Genomic DNA, 13,759 nt, shown 5'->3' on the forward strand with positions numbered 1-13,759 from the left:
GGTCGGGAGTGGGTCGTGACCACACGTACAGCGCAGCAGGCCACCAGCACCGCGCAGCAGTCCACCCGTAAGACGTCGAGCCGGGCATCGTCCGCCGATCCGGATCAGGATCTGCGCACGTATGTCCTCGACACCTCTGTCCTGCTGAGCGATCCGCAGGCGTTCTTCCGTTTCGCGGAGCACTCGGTCGTCCTTCCCGTCGTCGTGATCACGGAACTCGAGGGCAAACGCCACGACCCGGAGATCGGCTACTTCGCACGGCAGGCCCTGCGCCACCTCGACGACCTGCGCATCGAGCATGGACGGCTCGACTTCCCGGTGGAGGTCGGCGAGGGGGGCACGCTCCGCGTCGAGCTGGCGAACACCGACTCCTCCGTGCTTCCCGCCGGCATCCGCCTCAGTGACAACGACACGCGCATCCTCTCGGTCGCCATGCACCTCGCGCAGGACGGGCAGGACGTCACGATCGTCTCGAAGGACCTGCCGATGCGCGTCAAGGCCGCCTCTCTCGGTCTGCGCGCCGAGGAGTACCTCGCCGAGCAGGCGGTGGACTCGGGGTGGACCGGGATCTCGACGCTCGACCTCTCCGGTGACGACATCAGTGACCTGTACGAGAGCGAGGTCGGCATCAGCGAGCAGGCACGCGGTCTCCCGGTGAACACCGGACTGATCATCCACTCCGAGCGCGGTTCCGCGCTCGGCCGGGTGACGGGCGACGGCGAGTACCGACTCGTACGAGGAGACCGCGACATCTTCGGTATGCACGGCCGTTCGGCCGAGCAGCGCATCGCGATCGACCTGCTGCTCGATCAGGAGGTCGGCATCGTCTCCCTCGGCGGACGTGCCGGTACCGGCAAATCGGCGCTCGCGCTCTGCGCCGGACTCGAAGCAGTGCTGGAGCGGCAGCAGCAGAAGAAGATCATCGTGTTCCGGCCGTTGTTCGCCGTCGGCGGGCAGGAACTCGGCTACCTTCCCGGCGACCAGGGCGAGAAGATGGGGCCGTGGGGTCAGGCGGTGTTCGACACGCTGGGCTCGGTGGTGTCGGGAAACGTGATCGAGGAGGTCATCGAGCGCGGACTGCTCGAAGTGCTCCCGCTGACCCACATCCGCGGACGCTCCCTCCACGACGCGTTCGTGATCGTCGACGAAGCCCAGTCGCTCGAGCGCAACGTGCTGCTGACGGTGCTGAGTCGGATGGGCCAGAATTCCCGGGTGATCCTCACTCACGACGTCGGTCAGCGCGACAACCTCCGGGTCGGACGTCACGACGGAATCGCCAGCGTGATCGAGACGCTGAAGGGGCACGACCTCTTCGGGCACGTGACTCTGACGCGCTCCGAGCGTTCGGCCATCGCCGCGCTCGTCACCGAGCTCTTGGAGGGTGGAGAGCTCAGCTGACGACGGAAACAGCGGATGCCGCGGGGACTCGCTCCTCGCGGCATCCCCGGTTTCGGCTCGGTGCCGTTTCGTCCGTTCGCATGGACCCCGCCCGATCGCATGATGCTTTGTCGTGCTCGGTCATTCATTCGTCGGATGGTCATGCGCCTGAGACGCGGAAGCGAATCAATCGGACTGCACGGCGGCGCGTTCCGCACTCGTGCTCACCGTTTACGTGAAGGAGCACTGTCCGAGTGGGCGCACGCCCCCAGAATCGGACGATGATCGACGTCAACGTGTTCCTCGAACGCCTGGGAGGCGTCGCACGCGGAACCCGGCTGCAGGCCTTCGGATGCTCGCGATCGCGGCTGGGCGCGGAGTGCAGAGCGGGTCGTATCGTCCGCGTGCGTCCGGGCGTGTTCGCATCTCGACGCGCAGCGACCGATGTGGTCGCTGCAGCGGCTCACGGGGGCGCCCTCACGTGCGCGAGTGCCTTGAGGATCAAGGAGGTGTGGACGCTGGAGGTTCCGACGGAAGTGCATGTCTGGATGGGGCTCGGCGGGCGGCGACATCACCCGGAGCACTGCGGCTGCGTCGGCCACTTCACCCGCGGTCGCATGGAGGTCGGCATCGCGCCGATCGAGGTCGCGTTGACCCACGCATACGCCTGCTACGGGGAGGAGTTCTTCTTCGCCGCATACGAGTCGGCTTGGAACAAGCGGATGCTGACGGCTGCGGCGCGTGCGCACGTCCGCTCTGCGCTTCCTGCGACGGCGCGCTGGCTCGTCGATTTCGCGCGTCCGGACGCCGAGAGCGGCCTGGAGTCCCTGGTGCGGCTGAGGCTCCATCTCATCGGAGTCGCTGTGCGCACCCAGGTGGCCGTCGACGGGGTCGGGCGGGTCGACTTCGTGATCGAAGATCGTGTCATCCTCGAGGCCGACGGTCGCGAGAACCACGACGGTGCCGCGAAACGGCATCGTGATCTCATGCGAGACGCGCGCGCATCCGACCTCGGCTTCGAGACGCTCCGCTTCGACTATTCGATGATCGTGTACTCGTGGGACGTGGTCGAGGCGGCGATTCTGGCCGCGCTCGCACGGGCTCGTGCGTGAAGTGGCGCACCTGCATGAGGTGATGCCGGATGCACGTGCCGTCCCGCCGAATGGTCATGCAATCGTCGATTGGTCATGCGTGTGCACCGAGAGCGGGGAAGCCGGGCCTGGAAACAGCGGATGCCGCGAGGAAGAGCCCTCGCGGCATCCGCTGTCTCGCGCTTTGGGTCAGCCCGGGTGCGTCATCGACAGCAGGTCGAGTTTCTCGTCGAGCTGCTCCAGGGTGAGGTCGCCGCGCTCCACGTAGCCGAGGTCGATCACGGCGTCGCGCACCGTGATGCCCTTGGCGACCGAGTGCTTGGCGATCTTCGCTGCGGCTTCGTAGCCGATGAGCTTGTTCAGCGGGGTCACGATCGACGGGCTCATGCCCGCGAAGGCAGCGGCACGCTCGACGTTGGCCTGCAGGCCGTCGATCGTCTTGTCCGCGAGCACGCGCGAGGCGTTCGACAGCAGACGGATCGACTCGAGCACGGCCGTGCCCATGACGGGGATGGCGACGTTGAGCTCGAAGGATCCGGATGCGCCGGCCCAGGCGACGGTCGCGTCGTTGCCGATCACACGCGCGCACACCATCAGCACGGCTTCGGGCACGACCGGGTTGACCTTGCCGGGCATGATCGAGGATCCGGGCTGCAGGTCGGGGATGTGCAGCTCTCCGAGACCCGTGTTGGGGCCGGAGCCCATCCAGCGCAGGTCGTTGTTGACCTTGGTCAGCGAGACTGCGATCGTGCGCAGGGCGCCGGAGGCCTCGACGAGACCGTCGCGGTTGGCCTGCGCCTCGAAGTGGTCCTTGGCCTCGGTGATCGGCAGCTCGGTCTCGGCTGCCAGCAGCGCGATGACCTTCTGCGGGAAGCCGAGCGGGGTGTTGATGCCGGTGCCGACTGCGGTGCCGCCGAGCGGGACCTCGGCGACGCGGGGGAGGGCCGACTGCACGCGCTCGATGCCGAGGCGGATCTGGCGGGCGTAACCGCCGAACTCCTGGCCGAGCGTGACGGGCGTCGCGTCCATGAGGTGCGTGCGACCGGACTTGACCGCGTCCTTCCATAGCTCTGCCTTTGCCTCGAGGGCGACGGCAAGGTGGTCGAGCGCGGGGATGAGAGTGTCGATGAGGGCCTGGGTGACCGCGATGTGCACCGAGGTCGGGAACACGTCGTTGGACGACTGCGAGGCGTTCACGTGGTCGTTGGGGTGAACCGTCGCGCCGAGGATGCGTGTCGCGAGCGTGGCCAGCACCTCGTTCATGTTCATGTTCGACGAGGTACCGGATCCGGTCTGGTACGTGTCGACCGGGAACTCTCCGTCATGGGCGCCGGACGCCACCTGATCGGCGGCCTGGGCGATGGCGTCGGCGATGGCGCCGTCGAGGGTGCCGAGCTCCTTGTTGGCGAGCGCCGCGGCCTTCTTGATGCGGGCGAGGGCGGCGATCTGCGTCGACTCCAGTCCCTTGCCCGAGATCGGGAAGTTCTCCACGGCGCGCTGGGTCTGCGCTCCGTAGAGCGCGTTCACGGGCACCCGCACCTCACCCATGGTGTCGTGCTCGATGCGGTAGTCCTGCTCGGTCATTCCGAACCCTCCTCGGTTGCGGGGTCAGTTCCCTCGGTGGTGACGCCGTCGGCGTCGATTCCGACCGTGATCACGGGCACCGCGGTGCCCTCGGCCAGACGGTAGTTGGCGCCGACGATGCCCAGGCGGCCCGCGGAGACGGCGTCGCTGATGATCTCGGACGACTGCAGCAGGTCGCTCACCGTGTTGCGCAGGTGTTCGATGCCGACGAGCTCCGAGTCGATCTCGGCGACGGTGGTTCCGCCGTTCTCGGCCAGCACCTTCCGCGCCGCGGGGACGATCGGGGCGATCAGCTTCCAGATGTGCGGTGGCAGGGGAGCGGCGTCGATCGCGGTGCCGTCGATCGCTGCGCGCACGGCGCCGCAGGAGTCGTGGGCGAGAACGACGATCAGGGGCACTTCGAGCACCGCGACGGCGTATTCGAGGCTCGCGACGATCGACTCGCCGATCACCTGTCCGGCGTTGCGCACCACGAACAGGTCGCCGAGGCCGAGGTCGAAGATGATCTCGGCGGCGAGACGCGAGTCCGAGCAGCCGAAGAGCGTCGCGACCGGGTGCTGGGCCGCTGTCAGATCCTTGCGGCGGGCGACGTCCTGGTTCGGGTGCCGAGGCTCGTCCTGCACGAAACGGCGGTTGCCGTCCTGCATCTGCTTCCAGGCGGCGGTGGGGGTCAGCGGGTGCGTCATGAAGCCTCCGAGATGGTGCGGATCTGCGGAATGAGCGACGCGGCGAGCTCAGCGGTCGAATCCGCCGACCGCGATCCGTAGAGCAGGATGTAGTCGTCGCCGGCCTGGGTGCCGATGGCGTAGGTGACGTTCGCGTTGGATTCGGCGCTGCCCGGCTTGTAGACGTCCCAGTCGAGTCCGCCGATGCGCACCGTGTCGGTGGGGGCGATGCCGTTCAGGCGCTGCGGTGCCCAGGAGGAATCGGCGTCGAACGCCTGCGCGACCTTGATGAAACCACGTTCCTTGTCGGACTTGGGAGCGAGGGTGACCTCCCACACCACGGTGGCTCCACCCTGCATCTCTGCACCGTTCGCACGCCAGAAGTCGCCGAGCTCGGGGATGAGGACAGGGCGGTCCATCGAGGACTCCACACCTTCGGCGACCGCGGCGACGTCGAGGGGCTTCTGCTCGACGGGGGCGCCGCGAGGCACGGCGAAGATGATGACGGCGACCACGGCGAGAGTGACCAGCAGCGCGGCGACGAGGTTGCGCACCGTCTGGCTCGATCGGTAGGCCTTGCTGGATGCGGCCTTGCGTGCGGCGGTCTCGTCCGGAGTCTCGGGGCGGCCGAGTTCGGCGATGATCGGGGGCTGCTTGCTCATGAATCTCCCGCCGGGGTCTCGGCGTCCGAAGCCGCGGCGCGGGCGGCATCCAGGCGGCGCTTGGCCCCCAGCAGCCACTCCTCGCAGCGGGCGGCGAGAGCCTCACCGCGTTCCCAGAGGGCGAGGGAGTGCTCGAGCGTCGGGGAACCCTGCTCGAGTTCGGCCACGACCTTGACCAGCTCGTCACGGGCCGCCTCGAACGACAGCGTGTCCACAGGGGTGTCGTTCAGGGCGCTCACTCCTCCATCTTACGTCGTGTGCCGCGGGTGCTCGGCTCAGGCGTCTTCCGCGATCTCACCCTCCGAGCGGGCGCTCAACGAGCCCCGATCGAGGGTGATCGTGAGCGCGCTCCCGGCCGGCGCGTCGGCGGCGTCACGCAGGATCACGCCGCCGTCGAGATGGGCGATGGCATAGCCCCGGGCCAGCGTCGCCGCGGGGGAGAGCGCGCGCAGCGACGCGCGGAGCTCGCCGGTGCGGCGGCCGGCGTCGTCGAGCTGTCGGTTCACGGCGTCTCGTCCACGTCCGAGCAGCAGCCAGATCTCCTGGGCGCGGGCGTCGATGATCGGCGCGGGCGAGCGCAGCACGGGGCGCGAGCGCAATTGCTCCAGCTGCGAGATGTCGTGGGTGAGTCGCTGCGTCAGCCGCGTGGTGGCGCGGGAACGCAGCTGGGCGATGAGCGCACGCTGTTCGCCGACGTCGGGCACGACGCGTTTCGCGGCGTCGGTCGGGGTCGAGGCGCGCAGATCGGCCACGTCGTCGAGCAGCGGGTGGTCGTTCTCGTGCCCGATCGCACTCACCACCGGGGTGGAGACCGCAGCGACCGCTCGCACCAGCTTCTCGTCGCTGAAGCCGAGCAGCGTCTGCGGGTCGCCGCCGCCGCGGGCGATGATGATCACGTCGACCTCGGGGTCGGCGTCGAGTCGAGCGAGGGCCGCGAGCGTGTCGGGAACGCAGCGGTCGCCCTGCACAGCGGCGTACTCGGTGCGGAAGCGCACCTGCGGCCAGCGCAGTTCGGCATTGCGGTGGACATCCTTCTCGGCGTCGGACCGCTCACCGGTGATCAGACCGATCACGTGCGGGAGGAACGGCAGGCGCCTCTTCCTGGCCGGGTCGAACAGACCCTCCTGCCGCAGCTGCACGCGGAGCTTCTCGAGCCGCTCGAGCTGGTCGCCGAGCCCGACGTGCTTCATCGCGGAGACCGCGAAGCTGAAGTCGCCGGCCTTGACGAAGTAGTCGGCCTTCACTGCGGCGACGACGTGATCACCGACGCCGATGTCGGACGGGATGCGTCCGCGCACGCTCGACCACACCCGGATGGAGATCTGCGCATCGGAGCGGGTGTCCTTCAATCGCGCGAACACGTTGCCGGCGCGGACGTTCCAGGAGGTGATCTCGCCCTCGACCCAGACGGTGTTCCACCGGGCGATGAAGTCGCGGATGGTCGCATTCAGACGCGTGACCGAGGTGGGGGCGTCAGCGGTCGAGTCGCGGGGTGCGACGGAATCGGCCGGAGGGGTCTCGCCCTGGCCCGTCGTCGCTTCGAAGACTGTCATCCGCTCCCGTTCCGTGCCCCTGAACCTCCCCGGCCGCGCACAGCTGTGCGACGGTAGAATTCAAGGGTGACTTCGACTGCCGTTCATCTCCCCGTGCCCCGCCTTCCACGAGTGCGTGCGGCGGCCGGGCGGCTTCAGGATAACCCGGTGGCCGGACACAAGCGCGTTCTGCTCGCCGCACCGCGCGGCTATTGCGCCGGCGTCGACCGCGCTGTGGTCGCCGTCGAGAAGGCCCTCGAGCGCTATGGCGCTCCGGTCTACGTGCGCAAGCAGATCGTGCACAACATCCATGTCGTGACGGAGCTCGAGGAGAAGGGCGCGATCTTCGTCGAAGAGGTCGACGAGGTCCCCGAGGGCGCTCACGTGGTCTTCAGCGCTCACGGCGTCTCGCCGGCGGTCGTGAACGCGGCCGCCGATCGCGGACTCCACGCGATCGACGCGACATGCCCGCTTGTCACGAAGGTGCATCGCGAGGCCGTGCGTTTCGCCCGGGACGACTTCGAGATCCTGCTCATCGGCCACGACGGCCACGAAGAGGTCGAGGGAACGGCCGGCGAGGCTCCCGAGCATGTGACGGTCGTGAACTCTCCGGAAGAGGCCGACACGGTCGTCGTGAAGGATCCGAACAAGGTCGTCTGGCTCTCGCAGACCACGCTCTCGGTCGACGAGACGATGGAGACCGTCAACCGTCTGCGCACTCGTTTCCCCGAGCTGCAGAACCCGCCGTCCGACGACATCTGCTACGCCACGCAGAACCGCCAGGTGGCGATCAAGAAGGTCGCCGCCGGTGCGGATCTCGTGATCGTCGTGGGCTCGTCGAACTCGTCCAACAGTGTGCGCCTCGTCGAGGTCGCGCTCGAGTACGGGGCGAAGGCCGCTTATCGCGTCGACTACGCCGAGGAGATCCAGCAGGAGTGGCTCGACGGCGTCGAGACCGTCGGCGTGACCAGCGGCGCCTCGGTGCCCGAGGTCCTGGTGCGCGAGGTGCTCGACGCGATCGGCGACGCCGGTTACCGCGACGTCGAAGAGGTGAAGACGGCAGAGGAGGACCTCATGTTCTCCTTGCCCAAGGAACTGCGTCAGGACGCTGCGGGACAGCGCGACGCGCGGGCACTCGGCGGTCGTGCATCAGGAGGAGGCGCGTAGCGGTGAACGCCGCGGAGGCGGAGCCCACCCTCATCGGGTCGGTGCAACGCGCTCTGCGGCTGGTCGACATCGTCGCCAACTCTCCTCGTCCTCTTCCGCCCAAGATGCTCGCGGCGATCACCGGTCTGACCCCGGGCACCACCTACAACCTGGTGCGCACGCTCGTGCACGAGGGTTATCTCGCGTCGGAACCCGACGGGGTCGTGCTCGGCACCCGGTTTCCGTCCTTCCAGGAGCAGATCAGCTCGCGGGGCGTGTTCCTCGCCCGCGTGCGCGCGGCGCTCCGCGAGGTGACGGAAGACGTGGGTGCCACGGCCTATCTCTCACGCTTCGACGACGGGGAGATGCACCTGGTCGATATCGTCGACGCGGTCCGCAACCCCCGTATCGAACTATGGGTGGGGCTGCAGTCGAGCGCCCACGCGACGGCGTTGGGGAAGCAGATCCTCGCAGCCCTGCCGGAGGCCGATCGCCTGGACTACCTCTCGAGGCACCGTCTGCCGGAGCTCACCCCGCGGACGATCACCGACCGCAGGGCGCTGCTCACTCAGCTGGACCGCTCGCCGGGCTGGGCGATCGATCGGGAGGAATACGCCATCGGCGCCACCTGCGTCGCCGTGCCGGTCATCGCGCCGGGGATCACCGCGTCCCTGGCGATATCACTGCCGGCGGATCGGGCCGTCGTGGATCGCACGCTCGTCTCGGCGCTGCAGCAGACCGCGCGGAAGCTCTCGCTGCAGTTGGGGGCGGATGCGCTGGACGAGGGGAGCTCCGGAGCGGAGTTCACTATCTGAAGTACGACCCCTGGTATTGCGGCATGCGTTTTCCTACTATGGGGAGAGTAGCGGCATACATGAACGCTACTGATCGCCTTCAGCGTCCCCAGCGCTGGCGATCAATCTGGATGAGGAGCGTCCCCAGTGCTCCACGTCCGCGGCCCCGAGAAGTCCCCACTTCTCCGGGGCCGCTATCGTTTCCGGCGCGCGGTCCCGCGGCGATCGGCTGTGAACCGGCCAGAGGTGGGGCCGTTAGCATGGCGAGATGAGTGAACAACGGCCCCGGTACGGCGAAATCGCGACTCCCGAGGAGCAGCGACGCGCGGCCGGTCTGCCGCCGCTCGACGACGTGGTGATCGCACCGCCCACGACGCCCCTGCCGCCTGCTCCACAGGCAGATCCTTCGACGAGTGATCCCGCGACGAAGCGATCGCACCCTCTCGATCGTTTCGCGACGATCGCGATGCTCGCCTACGGGCTGATCAACATCGTCGTCACCGGTCTGTCCTACCTCGACCTGCCCACGGTCATGAACCAGACGATGAAGGTCCTCGGCATCGAAGGAGAGTTCACGAACTTCGCGCAGGGGAAGACCTGGGGGACGATCGCCGCGATCGTGCTCGCGGTCGGATGGTCTGTCACCGCCGCGCTCTCGATCCGTCGCCTGCGTCGAGGACGGATCACCTGGTGGCTCCCGATCGTCGGCGCGATCATCACGATGGGCGTGGTGTCGATCTGCATCGCGGTGCCGATGATGAGCGATCCGGCGTTCGTCGCCCACCTCGAGCAGATGACGGCTCCCTGACCTCATCCCGTCGGCGTCGACGCACGACGCCCTTCGGCTACGAAGAAGGGGCCCGGCAGGAATGCCGGGCCCCTTCTGTCGTCTCGCGACCGATCAGCTCTGGGACTGGCCGTACGAGCCGAGCTGACGGGTCGACTCGACCACGCGGGCAGCCATCGCCGATTCGGCGATCTTTCCCCAGGCGCGCGGGTCGTACTGCTTCTTGTTCCCGACCTCGCCGTCGACCTTGAGGACGCCGTCGTAGTTCTTGAACATGTAGTCGGCGATCGCACGCGTGTAGGCGTACTGCGTGTCGGTGTCGATGTTCATCTTGATCACGCCGTTGGCGACCGCGAGGGCGATCTCCTCATCGGTGGAACCCGATCCGCCGTGGAACACCAGGTCGAGCGGCTTGGCGCCGGTGTTGTACTTGGCGGCGACCTCGGCCTGGATCTCGCCGAGGAGCTCCGGGCGCAGCTTCACTCCACCGGGCTTGTACACGCCGTGCACGTTGCCGAAGGTGAGGGCGGCGATGTAGCGGCCCTGCTCGCCGAGGCCCAGTGCCTGGACGGCCTGGTCGACATCGGCGAAGGTCGTGTAGAGGGCTTCGTTCGAGCCTTCGTGCTGCACGCCGTCCTCTTCGCCGCCGACGACGCCGATCTCGACCTCGAGGATGGCGTTGATGTTCTTCATGCGGGGGAGCAGGTCCTTCGCGATCTCGATGTTCTCCGCGAGGGGAACTGCCGAGCCGTCCCACATGTGGGACTGGAAGATCGGGTTGCGACCGGCCTTGACCTCTTCTTCGGACGCGGCGATGAGCGGCTCGACGAAGCCCGCGAGCGCATCCTTCGGGCAGTGATCCGTGTGCAGTGCGACGGTGATCGGGTAGTTCTTCGCGACCTCGGTGGCGAAGCGGGCGAACGCGAGGGCGCCCGTGGCGCGGGCCTTCACCGTGTGGCCGGCGAAGTAGTCGGCTCCACCCGTGGTGACCTGGATGATGCCGTCGGAGCCGGCTTCGGTCAGCCCCTGGAGGACGGAGTTGATCGTCTGCGAGCTGGAGACGTTGAATGCGGGGTACGCGAAGCCGCCGGCCTTCGCGCGGTCGAGCATTTCGGCGTACTGATCCGGGGTGGCGACGGGCATGAGAACTCCTGCGATAGGGGAAGCCGGGACAGCTGCCACTCTATCGGGGCGTGTGGGCCTCTACCGCAGTCATGACCTCCAGTGCGCGAGACCGCTTCTGCTTCCTTGTTAAGAATCGCGAATCCTTCGCGGGATACGGGCCGAAAGGGGCCGGATTCGGACCCGTCGGTGGCTAGGCTGACCGCATGGTGAGTCTGACAGCGGATCTGAGCCCTCTTCGTCCCGACCGTAACCTCGCGATGGAGCTGGTGCGTGCGACGGAGGCCGCGGCGATCCGCGCGGTGCCGTTCATCGGCCGCGGTGCCAAGGAGGCGGCGGACGGTGCGGCTGTCGATGCCATGCGCGCCTTCCTCGGCACGGTCGACTTCCAGGGCCGCGTCGTCATCGGCGAGGGGGAGAAGGACAACGCCCCGATGCTCTTCAACGGCGAGGTGGTGGGCACGGGCCGCGGACCTCTGTGCGACATCGCGGTCGACCCCATCGACGGAACCTCTCTCACGGCCGCTGGTCGGCAGAACGCCCTCTCCGTGATCGCCGTCTCGGATCGTGGCACGATGCTCGACGCCTCGACCGTCTTCTACATGGACAAGCTCGTCACGGGCCCGGCAGGTGTCGGGGTCGTCGATATCCGTCTGCCGATCGGTGAGAACATCCGCAAGCTCGCGGGTGCGCTCGACAAGCCGGTCGACGAGATCGTCGTCTCGGTGCTGAACCGCCCGCGTCACGAGCAGCTGATCCAGGAGATCCGCGACGCCGGCGCCGGCACCCGTCTGATGAGCGACGGTGATGTCGCCGGTGGCATCAACGCCGCCCGTCACGATGCGCGCACCGACATGTGCGTCGGGGTCGGCGGCAGTCCGGAGGGCATCGTCACGGCGTGTGCGATCAAGGCTCTCGGCGGGCACATCCAGGGTCGCCTCTGGCCCCGCGACGATGACGAGCGTCAGCGCGGCATCGACGCCGGACTCGACATGGACAAGGTCTACGAGGCGGACGACCTGGTGCAGGGGAACAACACGATCTTCGTCGCGACCGGTGTCACCGACGGGCAGCTCGTCGCCGGCGTCCGTCGCGAGCGCGGCTACGTCTACACCGAGAGCGTCGTGCTCCGCGGGGCATCCGGAACCCTTCGGCGCATCGCATCGGAGCACCTCGTCTCGAAGTGGCTCTGATCGTTCGGGAGCCTACCGTCCCGTGATCGTCGGCCGGGGAGCCGGCGGCATCGTTATCGAGCCGGTATCGCCCGGCAGGGGCGCGATCCACGGTTCTCCGGGGCGCCGTGTCACAATTGTCACTGGGTTTGTCGCCGTCGACGGAGCCGCCAGGCACCGCAGGCACAGGAGGGCGAACAGATGACAACGCAGCACACGAGCGGCTCGAAGGCCGCCCCGACGAAGATCATCACGACCAACACGGGTCGCATCCTGCGGGTGAGCGCCGATGCGGAATCCGTTCCGGCACCGCCCGTCGCCACACCGGCCGCTTCGGTGGTCGATCCGGCTCGCCGGGCCGACGTGCTCTTCCGTGTGCGTCGAGACGAGGGACACGAGATCAGCGCCTGGTGGATGATCGGCGCGTTCCTCGCGACCAGCGGTCTCGTCATCCTGCTGCTCAGCGGCGTTCCCGGCATCGCCTGAGGGCCGTCCCCGGTCGCTGATCCGCCCGCATCATCCCTCTTCGAGTCGATGCCGCACGTCGCCGACGTCCGCACGGACCGTCTCGCCACGCGTGGCCTCGAGAGCATCGATCCCGCCGGTCTGCGACGCATGATCGCCTGAGGCGGTGTCATCCGTCGTGATGAGCTCAGGGGCGGTGAATCTTCTGGCAGCGCCCACTGTGGTGGCAGATGCGGTCGCGAGCGCAGAGGCATCGACGCCTGGGAACTGGCGGGCGGTGACGAGCACGCGCGTCTCGAGTGAGCCGGCGAATCGGTTGTAGCTGTCGACGGTGCGCTCCAGCGCCCGACGCAGGTCGTCGGCATGCCCGGCGAGCGTACCCAGCCGGTCGTACAGCTGTGTGCCGAGGGCGAGCAGCGTGCGCGCCTCGGTCGACACCTCCTGCTGCGTCCAGGTGAAGGCGACGGTCTTCAGCACCGCCCAGAGGTTGACGGGGGAGGCGAGCGCCACCCGGCGGCTGAACGCATAGTCGAGCAGGGTCGGGTCCTCATCGATGGCGGCGGCCAGCAGCGACTCGCTCGGCAGGAAGCAGATCACGAACTCGGGACTGGCATCGAGTCCCGCCCAGTAGGCCTTCTTCGCCAGGGCGTCGATGTGCGCACGGACCGCCTTGACGTGCTTCTGCATCAGCGTGCGGCGTTGCGGCTCTCGCGCGTCGCCCCCGGGGAGAGCGGAGGCCTCGAGGTAGGCGTCGAGAGGGACCTTGGCGTCGACCGCGATCGAGCTGCCGCCGGCGAGGCGGATGACCATGTCGGGTCGCCCCTGACCGCGGTCGGAGGAGATCGTCGCCTGCAGGTCGAAGTCGATGTGACGGGTGAGCCCGGCAGCCTCCACCACGCGGCGCAGCTGGGTCTCTCCCCAGACACCGCGCGTGGCGGTGGAACGCAGAGCGCCGGCCAGCGATTCCGTCGTCGCCCGCAGCGCCTCGTCGGACTCCTGGGCACGACGCAGCTGCTCTTCGAGAGTGCCGAACTGGGCGTGCCTCTCCCGCTCGATGGCCGTGACCTTGGTCTGCATCTGCTGCAGACTCTCGCGGACCGGAGCCAGGGCCGTCAGCACGGCGTTCTGCTGCTGCACCCGCTGCGCTTCCGCACGCTGCTCGTTCCGCGCATGCTCGACGGCGTCGCGGTACAGGTCGTACTGCCGGTCGCGATCGTCACGCGCGGCCGCCAGCTCGGCCTGGGCACGCGCGAGGTCGGCTGCCCCGCGACCGGCACGGAGGAACCAGCCCACGGCGACACCCGCCGCGAGGGCGACGAGGAGGAGAACGACAGCCAGAGCATCCATGTGTTCATGATGCGG

The 13,759-nt window shown here is 68.2% G+C and carries 14 protein-coding genes; 7 read left to right on the forward strand and 7 right to left on the reverse strand.

Annotation, left to right across the window (positions count from 1 at the left end):
- The first annotated feature begins 15 nt into the window (after window positions 1-15).
- Together GZ64_RS0111365 and GZ64_RS0111370 are read left to right on the forward strand one after the other, a co-directional pair.
- A complete protein-coding gene (locus tag GZ64_RS0111365; protein WP_021199547.1) occupies window positions 16-1,398 on the forward strand; it encodes a PhoH family protein in 1,383 nt (460 codons plus the stop codon).
- Between the two features lie 260 nt (window positions 1,399-1,658).
- On the forward strand, window positions 1,659-2,489 hold the full coding sequence (locus GZ64_RS0111370) for an endonuclease domain-containing protein (RefSeq protein ID WP_081859747.1): 831 nt from the start codon (window positions 1,659-1,661) through the stop codon (window positions 2,487-2,489).
- Between the two features lie 168 nt (window positions 2,490-2,657).
- On the opposite strand, the gene GZ64_RS0111375 is transcribed toward GZ64_RS0111370, so the two are convergent.
- The 5 genes from GZ64_RS0111375 to xseA are packed head-to-tail and all read right to left on the reverse strand — an operon-like array spanning window position 2,658 to window position 6,932.
- On the reverse strand, window positions 2,658-4,052 hold the full coding sequence (locus tag GZ64_RS0111375; RefSeq protein ID WP_029266658.1) for a class II fumarate hydratase: 1,395 nt from the start codon (window positions 4,050-4,052) through the stop codon (window positions 2,658-2,660).
- The gene (locus tag GZ64_RS0111380; RefSeq protein ID WP_029266660.1) at window positions 4,049-4,738 is read right to left on the reverse strand and encodes a carbonic anhydrase; all 690 of its coding nucleotides are present in this window, start codon (window positions 4,736-4,738) and stop codon (window positions 4,049-4,051) included. Before GZ64_RS0111380 ends, GZ64_RS0111375 begins: the two co-directional genes overlap by 4 nt.
- On the reverse strand, window positions 4,735-5,379 hold the full coding sequence (locus GZ64_RS0111385) for a DUF4245 family protein (RefSeq protein WP_029266662.1): 645 nt from the start codon (window positions 5,377-5,379) through the stop codon (window positions 4,735-4,737). Before GZ64_RS0111385 ends, GZ64_RS0111380 begins: the two co-directional genes overlap by 4 nt.
- Window positions 5,376-5,618 carry an exodeoxyribonuclease VII small subunit gene (locus GZ64_RS0111390; protein WP_021199551.1) on the reverse strand — a complete coding sequence of 81 codons (243 nt, stop codon included), beginning with the start codon at window positions 5,616-5,618 and terminating at the stop codon, window positions 5,376-5,378. The genes GZ64_RS0111385 and GZ64_RS0111390 overlap by 4 nt, the downstream gene beginning before the upstream one ends.
- Before the next feature lie 36 nt (window positions 5,619-5,654).
- A complete protein-coding gene (gene xseA / locus GZ64_RS0111395; RefSeq protein WP_021199552.1) occupies window positions 5,655-6,932 on the reverse strand; it encodes an exodeoxyribonuclease VII large subunit in 1,278 nt (425 codons plus the stop codon).
- Window positions 6,933-6,998: 66 nt separating this feature from the next.
- On the opposite strand from xseA, the gene GZ64_RS0111400 reads away from it, so the two are divergent.
- The 3 genes from GZ64_RS0111400 to GZ64_RS0111410 all read left to right on the forward strand — a co-directional run bounded on the left by GZ64_RS0111400 (window position 6,999) and on the right by GZ64_RS0111410 (window position 9,659).
- Window positions 6,999-8,078, forward strand: coding sequence for a 4-hydroxy-3-methylbut-2-enyl diphosphate reductase (locus GZ64_RS0111400; RefSeq protein ID WP_172889151.1), 1,080 nt, complete (start codon window positions 6,999-7,001; stop codon window positions 8,076-8,078).
- A gap of 2 nt (window positions 8,079-8,080) precedes the next feature.
- Entirely contained in the window at window positions 8,081-8,872 is a 792-nt protein-coding gene (locus GZ64_RS0111405) for an IclR family transcriptional regulator (RefSeq protein ID WP_021199554.1), read from the forward strand.
- A 247-nt stretch (window positions 8,873-9,119) separates the two neighbouring features.
- A complete protein-coding gene (locus tag GZ64_RS0111410) occupies window positions 9,120-9,659 on the forward strand; it encodes a DUF6264 family protein (RefSeq protein ID WP_029266664.1) in 540 nt (179 codons plus the stop codon).
- A gap of 93 nt (window positions 9,660-9,752) precedes the next feature.
- On the opposite strand, the gene fbaA is transcribed toward GZ64_RS0111410, so the two are convergent.
- Window positions 9,753-10,781: a class II fructose-bisphosphate aldolase gene (gene fbaA / locus GZ64_RS0111415; protein ID WP_021199556.1), complete on the reverse strand. Its 1,029-nt coding sequence runs from the start codon at window positions 10,779-10,781 to the stop codon at window positions 9,753-9,755.
- Window positions 10,782-10,966: 185 nt separating this feature from the next.
- Here fbaA and glpX point away from each other — a divergent pair, with 185 nt between their 5' ends.
- On the forward strand, window positions 10,967-11,953 hold the full coding sequence (glpX, locus tag GZ64_RS0111420) for a class II fructose-bisphosphatase (RefSeq protein WP_017828697.1): 987 nt from the start codon (window positions 10,967-10,969) through the stop codon (window positions 11,951-11,953).
- 180 nt (window positions 11,954-12,133) lie between these two features.
- Entirely contained in the window at window positions 12,134-12,418 is a 285-nt protein-coding gene (locus GZ64_RS0111425) for a hypothetical protein (RefSeq protein ID WP_029260379.1), read from the forward strand.
- Window positions 12,419-12,448: 30 nt separating this feature from the next.
- Here GZ64_RS0111425 and GZ64_RS0111430 read toward each other — a convergent pair whose 3' ends face one another.
- A complete protein-coding gene (locus GZ64_RS0111430; protein WP_029266666.1) occupies window positions 12,449-13,744 on the reverse strand; it encodes a DNA recombination protein RmuC in 1,296 nt (431 codons plus the stop codon).
- Window positions 13,745-13,759: the final 15 nt, after the last annotated feature.

Origin of the sequence: Microbacterium sp. Cr-K32, assembly GCF_000708345.1 — a bacterium.
In the GTDB taxonomy this organism is placed as follows: domain Bacteria; phylum Actinomycetota; class Actinomycetes; order Actinomycetales; family Microbacteriaceae; genus Microbacterium; species Microbacterium maritypicum_A.

Bases quoted from the DNA above. Each gene is read 5' to 3' on its own strand.
- GZ64_RS0111370 (WP_081859747.1), top strand. From the start codon at position 1,659: ATGATCGACGTCAACGTGTTCCTCGAACGCCTGGGAGGCGTCGCACGC.
- GZ64_RS0111375 (WP_029266658.1), bottom strand. From the start codon at position 4,052: ATGACCGAGCAGGACTACCGCATCGAGCACGACACCATGGGTGAGGTG.
- GZ64_RS0111380 (WP_029266660.1), bottom strand. From the start codon at position 4,738: ATGACGCACCCGCTGACCCCCACCGCCGCCTGGAAGCAGATGCAGGAC.
- GZ64_RS0111385 (WP_029266662.1), bottom strand. From the start codon at position 5,379: ATGAGCAAGCAGCCCCCGATCATCGCCGAACTCGGCCGCCCCGAGACT.
- xseA (WP_021199552.1), bottom strand. From the start codon at position 6,932: ATGACAGTCTTCGAAGCGACGACGGGCCAGGGCGAGACCCCTCCGGCC.
- GZ64_RS0111410 (WP_029266664.1), top strand. From the start codon at position 9,120: ATGAGTGAACAACGGCCCCGGTACGGCGAAATCGCGACTCCCGAGGAG.
- fbaA (WP_021199556.1), bottom strand. From the start codon at position 10,781: ATGCCCGTCGCCACCCCGGATCAGTACGCCGAAATGCTCGACCGCGCG.
- glpX (WP_017828697.1), top strand. From the start codon at position 10,967: ATGGTGAGTCTGACAGCGGATCTGAGCCCTCTTCGTCCCGACCGTAAC.
- GZ64_RS0111425 (WP_029260379.1), top strand. From the start codon at position 12,134: ATGACAACGCAGCACACGAGCGGCTCGAAGGCCGCCCCGACGAAGATC.
- GZ64_RS0111430 (WP_029266666.1), bottom strand. From the start codon at position 13,744: ATGGATGCTCTGGCTGTCGTTCTCCTCCTCGTCGCCCTCGCGGCGGGT.